We start from the raw sequence: 8,494 nt of genomic DNA on the forward strand, positions 1-8,494 counted from the left end.
CTGCGAGCTGGAGAAAGCGAAGAGGTGTTAGTCATGCCGGTTGTGCCGCGTTTGTACGACGCCAGTTTTGAACACGACAGCTGCGGCTTCGGTCTGGTTGCCCAGATCGACGGTCGTGCCAGCACATGGGTGGTCGATACGGCGTTCGAGGCACTGGCTAAACTTTCCCATCGCGGCGGCGTGAATGCGGACGGTGTCAGCGGCGACGGCTGCGGCGTGCTTATCCACCACCCCCAATCATGGTTGCGCGCGCTGGCGGTAGAGGCGGGCATCGCCTTGGGCGAGCGATTCGCCGCCGGCCTGGTATTTCTCGACGGCTCGGGCGATGAGTCGATCAAGGTGCTGGAGCGCCATCTCGCCGAGGAAGGTCTGCGTGTCGCAGGCTGGCGCGATGTCGCCGTCAATGCCGAAGCCTGCGGACCGCTGGCCGCCGCCGCACGCCCTCAGGTGCGACAGATCTTCGTCAACGCTTCCGCAAACATGGACGATGGCAGCTTCGAGCGCGCGCTGTTCCGTGCGCGCCGTCGCGCCGAGGACGTATTGACCGACGATCCGCAGTTCTATGTGGTTTCGTTGTCGGCACAAGTCATCGGCTACAAAGCGATGGCTGCACCGGGTCGCCTGCGCGATGTATTCGATGATCTGCGCCATCCGGCCCTGGTCGCCGATGCGATGGTGTTTCACCAGCGCTTCTCCACCAACACCACGCCGCAATGGCGTCTAGCGCAGCCGTTTCGTCTGCTGGCGCATAACGGCGAGATCAACACTATCCGCGCCAATCGCCGATGGATGCAGACGCGCGCGGAGATCTGGCGTTCGCCGTTGGTGGAGTTGGGCGATATCGGCCCGTTCGTGCGCCAGGCCGGTTCGGATTCCGAAAGTCTCGACAACGCGCTGGAACTGCTGCTGGCCGGTGGCCTGGATCTCTTGGCAGGCATGCGCGTGCTGGTGCCGCCGGCCTTCGCCGCACGCGAAGGCATCGACGAAGATCTCGCCGCGTTCTACGAGTATTACGCGCTGCACAGCGAACCATGGGACGGCCCGGCCGGACTGGTGATGTGCGACGGTCGTTATGCCGCCTGTACGCTCGACCGCAACGGCCTGCGTCCCGCGCGCTGGGCCTTGTCCGACGACAATCATCTGATCGTCGCTTCCGAAGCAGGTTTGTGGGATGTGCCCAGTGCGAAGGTCATTGCCAAGGGCCGCCTCGCGCCAGGTGAAATGATCGCAGTGGATTTCGCCACGCATCGTTTGCTGCGTGATGCCGATATCGACGAGATCAACCGCAAGCGTGCGCCGTATCGCGATTGGCTGCGCGCAGGTGTGAGCTATCTCGAGTCGGATCTGATCGATCCGTCGTTGGCGGCAGAGCCGTTGCCTGCTGACGAATTGCGCTGCTATCAGAAGTTATACGGCCTCTCCCGCGAAGAGCGTGAAACCGTGCTCAAAGTGATCGCGGAGTTGGAAGCCGAAGCCACCGGCTCGATGGGCGATGACACGCCTATGGCCGCGATGTCGCGCCAGGTGCGTCCCTTGTTCGACCGCTTCCGTCAGGGCTTCGCGCAGGTGACCAACCCCCCGATCGATCCGTTGCGCGAAAAGCTGGTGATGTCGCTGGTCACGCAGATCGGTCCGGAAGGCAACGTGTTCGACCTCAAGCCGGAGAATGCGAAGCAGATCCTGATCAACTCGCCGATTCTTTCGCAGCGCAAATTGCGCCAGCTGCTGGCCATGCCGCAGTACGGCGCCGCGCCGCGCTTCGATCTGATGTATGCGCCGGAAGAAGGGCTAGAGGCGGCGTTGCATCGTTTGTGTCGCAAAGTCGCTCAAACGGTACGCGATGGGTGTGCGCTGGTGTTTCTCAGCGACCGTTACCCGCAGCGCGACAAGTTGCCGATCCATTCCTTGCTCGCCACCGGTGCGGTGCATGCGCATCTGATCGACGAAGGCTTGCGCTGCCAGTGCAACATCGTCGTGGAGACCGCGACGCCGCGCGATCCGCATCAGTTCGCCTGTCTGATCGGTTTCGGCGCCACCGCGATCTATCCGTGGCTCGCGTATCAAAGCCTGTTCGAACTCGGCCGCGAAGGACATATCGAAGGCGATCGACAGGAAATCGGGCGTAGTTATCGCCGCGGCATCCGCAAGGGGCTGCTCAAGATCTTGTCGAAGATGGGCATTTCCACGGTTGCGGGCTATCGCGGCGCGCAGCTGTTCGAAATCGTCGGGCTGGCGCCGGACGTGGTGGAACTGTGTTTCCCCGGCACACCTTCGCGCATCGGCGGCGCAGGCTTTGCCGAGCTGGAACACGAGCAACGACTGCTCGCCGCCGAAGCGTGGAACGAAGCGCTGCCGCTGCGCGCGGGCGGCCTCTATAAGTATGTGCATGGCGGCGAGTACCACATGTACAACCCCGATGTGATCGGCAGCCTACAAAAAGCCGTGCGTACCGGACATCCAGCCGACTATCGCGTCTATGCCGATTTCGTCGACCATCGTCCTTCGTCTGCGTTGCGCGATCTGCTCGGCCTGAAGCCCGCCAGTCCACCTATTCCGTTGGAAGAGGTGGAATCCGCTCAATCGATCCTCAAGCGTTTCGATTCCGCCGGCATGTCGTTGGGTGCACTTTCGCCGGAAGCGCATGAAGCATTGGCGATCGCCATGAACCGCCTCGGCGCGCGCAGCAATTCCGGCGAAGGCGGCGAAGATCCCGCGCGCTACGGCACCGAACGCCAGTCGAAGATCAAGCAAGTAGCATCGGGACGCTTCGGCGTCACGCCGGCGTATCTCGTCAACGCCGAAGTGCTGCAGATCAAGATCGCGCAGGGTGCCAAGCCGGGCGAAGGCGGTCAGCTGCCCGGACATAAAGTGGACGCCACCATCGCGCGGTTGCGTTACGCCAAACCGGGTATCGGCCTGATCTCGCCACCACCGCATCACGATATCTATTCCATCGAAGACTTGGCCGAACTGATTCACGATCTGAAGGAAGTGAATCCGCAGGCGCTCGTGTCGGTGAAGCTCGTCTCGCATGCCGGTGTCGGCACGGTGGCGGCGGGCGTGGTGAAGGCAGGTGCGGATTTGATTACCGTCAGCGGCCATGACGGCGGCACAGGCGCCAGTCCGCTGACCTCGATCAAATACGCCGGCACGCCGTGGGAACTGGGTTTGGCGGAAACGCAGCAAACCTTGCGTCGCAATGATCTGCGCGGTCGTGTGCGCCTGCAGACCGATGGCGGCTTGAAGACCGGTCTCGATGTCATCAAGGCCGCCTTGCTCGGCGCGGAAAGCTTCGGCTTCGGCACCGGACCGATGGTGGCGCTAGGTTGCAAGTACCTGCGCATCTGTCACTTGAACAACTGTGCGACCGGCGTTGCCACGCAACACCCGGTGTTACGCAAAGATCACTTCATCGGCTTGCCCGAGATGGTGATGAACTACTTCAACTTCGTCGCCGAAGATGTGCGTGCGCATCTGGCGCGATTGGGTGTGCGCACCTTGGGTGAGATCGTGGGCCGTACCGATCTGCTGGAACAGCTCGAAGGCTCTACACCGGTGCAGCACAAACTCGACCTCACGCCGCTGATCGACGGCACCGGGCTGAGCGCGAGCAGCGACTTCGCCTGCACGCTGGCGCGCAACCCGATGCGTGATGAAGCCGAGCTCGCCTCGCGTATTGCTATCGATACCGCTGCGGCGGTAGAGGGCAAGACTGGCGGAAGCTTCGCTTATCGCATCGCCAACATCGATCGCGCCATCGGCGCACGACTGTCTGGCGACGTCGCACGTCGTCATGGCGATCACGGCATGGATGCACATCCGATCACCTTGAAACTGGAAGGCGCAGCAGGACAAAGCCTGGGCGCGTGGAATGCCGGCGGCGTACACATCGAGTTGATCGGCGAAGCGAACGATGGCGTCGGCAAGGGTATGGCTGGCGGTCGCATCGTGGTGCGTCCGCCCGCCGATGCACCGTATGCCAGCCAGGATGCTGCCATCATCGGCAACACCTGCCTCTACGGCGCCACCGACGGTGAGCTGTATGCCGCCGGCCGCGCAGGCGAGCGCTTTGCCGTGCGCAATTCCGGTGCATTTGCTGTTGTCGAAGGCGCCGGCGATCACTGCTGTGAATACATGACCGGTGGTGTTGTCGCCGTGCTCGGCAAGGTCGGCCTCAATTTCGGCGCGGGCATGACGGGCGGTTTTGCCTACGTGCTCGATCTCGAACGCGATTTCGTCGACTGCTACAACCACGAGCTGGTCGACATTCTGCGTATCTCACCCGAGGGGATGGAAAACTACATGCAGCACCTGCGGAAACTGGTGACCCGTCACGTCGAACTGACCGGCAGCGATTGGGGCCGGCAGATCCTGCGCGACTTCCGCGGTCTGCAATACAAGTTCTGGTTGGTGAAACCGAAAGCCGCAAGCCTTGCCGTGCTGGCCGAAGAACTGCGGAGGGCGGCATGAGCGCCAAGCTTTTCCAGTTCCTCGATCTCCCTCGACAGCCGCCGCGCACCGTCCCCGTGGCGGTGCGCGTGCTGGGTTATGGCGAAATCGGCGGCGACTTCGCTTCGCCGCAGGCGTCGGCGCAAGCCGAGCGATGCATCGATTGTGGCAATCCGTATTGCGAACACGCCTGTCCGGTCCACAACTACATTCCCAACTGGCTCAAGCTGGTGCAGCAGGGTCGCATTCTCGAAGCGGCCACGTTGATGCACGAGACCAACCCGCTGCCGGAAATCTGCGGTCGCGTGTGTCCGCAGGATCGACTATGCGAAGGCGCGTGCACGCTGGAACAGACTGCCTTCGGTTCGGTGACTATTGGCAGCATCGAGCGATGGGTGACCGACGAAGCTTTGCGACAGGGCTGGCGTCCGGATCTTTCCCATGTGCGTGAAACGGGTCATCGCGTGGCGGTGATTGGTGCCGGTCCCGCGGGCTTGGCCTGTGCGGACCAATTGCGCCGCGCAGGTGTAGCCGCCGATGTCTACGATGGCCAACGCGAAATCGGTGGCTTGCTTACATTCGGCATTCCGCCGTTCAAGCTCGACAAAGGCGTCGTGCGTACACGGCGCGAGGTGCTCGAAGGCATGGGCGTGCGTTTCCTGCTTGGCAAGGAAGTCGGGCGCGATGTGGAATTCGGCGCACTGCTGGATGAATACGACGCGGTCTTCGTCGGCACCGGCGCATACACCTATGTCGATGGCCAACTGCCTGGGCGCGAACTGCAAGGTGTGCATGACGCCTTGCCGTTCCTGATTGCCAACACCGAACGCTTGATGCGCGACGAACCTGCGACGGTGTTCGACTTCCGCGACAAGCATGTCGTGGTACTCGGCGGCGGCGACACCGGCATGGATTGCAATCGCACCGCGATCCGTCTGGGCGCCGCATCGGTCACCTGCGTTTATCGTCGCGACGAAGCGAGCATGCCCGGCTCGGCGCGCGAGGTGAACTACAGCCGTGAAGAAGGCGTGACATTTCTGTTTCATCGGCAACCAATCGCCATTCTAGATAACGGACACGGCGAAGTGCGCGGCGTGCGCGTGGTTGAAACCCGTCTGGTCGATACGGGCGATGGACGTCCAAAACCGCAGAACATCCCAGGCAGCGAATCCGACCTCGTAGCGGATGTTGTGATCCAGTCCTTCGGTTTTCTGCCAAGTCCACCGCATTGGTTGGCGGCGCACGGCGTTGCGCTGTCACCGTCAGGAAAAGTTGTAACGGGTGCGAACGGCATGCTGCCGCAACAAACCAGCCATCCGCGCATTTTCGCCGGCGGCGACAACGTACGCGGGGCTGATCTGGTAGTGCGCGCCGTCTATGACGGGCGCGAGGCTGGCGCCAGTATCGCGAGCGCGCTGACGCGAAAATCGGAGAAAGCGGTCTCAGTTGAGCGTTAAGCAGTAATCACATATCACGTAATAAATTACGATTTGGTAATACGCCAGTAACATAACGTTGCTGGCGTTTTCGTTTTAAAATAATAAAAAACAGTCACATAGCGATGCGATGTGTAACCAAACCTTTACAAGTTCCAGGCGTAATAAATTACGTGATGTTAAGGACTTGTGTGAGGGCTCTTGGGTGTGGAAGACTTCGGCGGTGTCCCCACACGCCCAACTCCTTTACACCACACTCAACAGCTAGTTGGGCTAATCACAATCAGTTGTACCTTGGAGGGTATTCCCAAATGACACGTAACAAGCTTGCGCTTTCGTTGGCGGGTTTATTGCTGGCCCCTATTGCTGGAACGGCTTTTGCACAGAGCGCCCCTGCTGCTGCACAAGACCAGACCCAGCCGGCCTCGAACCAGAGCAACACCAAACAGCTGCAGACCATCACCGTGACGGGTTCCGCCCTGCCGCGCGTTGATACGGAAACACCCTCGCCGGTGACCGTGATCACGGCCCAGCAGATTGCACGCAGTGGTTTCACCACGATTTCTGACGTTGTGCGCGCCGTGTCGGCCGACAACAGCGGTTCGATCCCGAACGCTTTCAGCAACGGCTTTGCGGCCGGTGCGTCGGGCGTCGCTTTGCGCGGCCTGACCGTTAACTCCACGCTGGTGCTGATCGATGGCCACCGCGTTGCAAGCTACGCCGTGTCGGACGACGGCGAGCGCTCGTTCGTCGACTTGAACACCATCCCGCTGGCTGCTGTCGAGCGCATCGAAGTGCTGAAAGATGGCGCATCGTCCATCTACGGCGCCGACGCCATTGCCGGCGTGGTCAACATCATCATGAAGCCTGGCTTCAAGGGCGTCGAAGCGACCGCCGATGTCGGTACCTCGCAGCATGGTGGTGGTTTCACCCGCAAGGCTACGCTGCTCGCCGGTGGCGGTGATCTGGATACCGATCATTACAACGGCTACTTCAGCGTGCAGTACCAGAAAGACAACGACATCTTGGCGAATCAGCGTCAGTTCCCGCTCAACACCGGTGATCTGAGCTCGATCGGTGGCTCGGGTCTGGCTGGTGCGCCGGGTCGTCTTGCCGGTCCGAACGGTGCGATTCAGAACCCGACGACGGGTCTGTGGCAGCCGCTGCAGGCTTGCACCACCGGTCCGCTGGTGACGGTGCCTGGTCAAGGCAGCTGGTGCCGCTACGACGCTGTTAACTACAACGGTCAGATTCAGCCCGCGATGGAACAGGGCGGTATTTACAGCCGCATCACCATCAAGATCAACGACACGACGAAGGCCTATCTGTCGGCTAGCTTCAATCAGTCGAAGTTGGAAGCGCCGACTCTTTCCGGTAACAGCATCCAGACCAGCACGCCGATCAACACCAACAACATCACGTTGCCGGCGACCAATCCGTCGAACCCGTTCGGCGTGGCTGCACCGATCAGCTACAACTTCGGTGACATTCCTTCGGGCTTCAACTACAACAACCACGCGGCCCGCATCGTCGGCGACGTGGCCGGTGTGGTTGGTGACTGGAACTACGACGTTACCGGTGTGATCAACCACACCTGGTTGAACACGACGCAGTACGGCTTCATCACGTACTCGGGTCTGATCAACGCGATCAACAACAACACGTACAACTTCGTCAATCCGAGCGCCAACACGGGTGCTGTCCGTCAGTCGATCGCTCCGGGCTACGACAAGACCTCGACGTCGGATCTGGATACCCTGGACTTCTCCGCCAACCGCGAGCTGTGGGATCTGGCCGGCGGCCCGATGGGCGTGGCCCTCGGTGCGCAGGTGCGTCACGAAGCGCAGGACGACCCGACGCTGAACCCGGCGACCATCAACCCGCTGACCGGTCTGCCGACGCTCGAATTCGAGGGTCTGGGCAACGCACACACCAAGGGTAGCCGCGACGTTACCGGTGTGTACGGCGAATTCGACATGCCGCTGCTCGAGTCGTTGGAACTCGACGCGTCCGGTCGCTTCGACCATTACAGCGACGTGGGCAACAACTTCTCGCCGAAGCTCGGTTTCAAGTGGAAGCCGCTTGACTGGGTGGCTGTGCGTGGCACCTATTCGAAGGGCTTCCGTGCACCGTCGTTCGCAGAAAACGGTTCGAGCGCTTCGCAGGGCTTCGTAACCTACCAGACGCCGACGTCGTTCCAGGCGAACCACAGCGCCGCGTACAACCTTCCGTACGCGCTGGCTGAATTCACCCAAGCCAATCCGAACATCAAGCCGGAGAAGGCGACGAACTTCACGTTTGGTGTGGTGGTGCAGCCGACCAGCTGGTTGAATGCCTCGCTCGACTACTACAACATCAAGAAGACCAACGTTATCGTTCAGGCCGATACCTCGTCGGCACTGGCAGCCTACTACGCGGGCACGCCGCAGGCTCCGGGCGTTATCGTGGTGCCGGATGTTCCGGATACCGGCATCTACGCAGGTAACCAGGCCCGTCCGGCGGAAGTCATTGGCGAGTACATCAACGCCAACTCGCTGAAGACCACCGGCGTCGACTTGGATCTGCAAGCCCACTTCGACTTCTCCAACAACATCCACTACATCAGTGAA

At 61.2% G+C, this 8,494-nt stretch carries 3 protein-coding genes; all 3 read left to right on the forward strand.

Features of this window, described 5'->3' with window-relative positions:
- The first annotated feature begins 33 nt into the window (after positions 1-33).
- A complete protein-coding gene (gltB, locus tag QQL64_RS12860) occupies positions 34-4,470 on the forward strand; it encodes a glutamate synthase large subunit (protein WP_284400269.1) in 4,437 nt (1,478 codons plus the stop codon).
- The gene (locus QQL64_RS12865; protein ID WP_284400271.1) at positions 4,467-5,906 is read left to right on the forward strand and encodes an FAD-dependent oxidoreductase; all 1,440 of its coding nucleotides are present in this window, start codon (positions 4,467-4,469) and stop codon (positions 5,904-5,906) included. The genes gltB and QQL64_RS12865 overlap by 4 nt, the downstream gene beginning before the upstream one ends.
- 290 nt (positions 5,907-6,196) lie before the next feature.
- Positions 6,197-8,494: TonB-dependent receptor plug domain-containing protein (locus tag QQL64_RS12870; protein WP_284400272.1), on the forward strand; the 2,298-nt coding region annotated here is incomplete at its 3' end.

This window comes from Dyella lipolytica (assembly GCF_030160075.1).
In the GTDB taxonomy this organism is placed as follows: Bacteria; Pseudomonadota; Gammaproteobacteria; order Xanthomonadales; family Rhodanobacteraceae; genus Dyella_B; species Dyella_B lipolytica.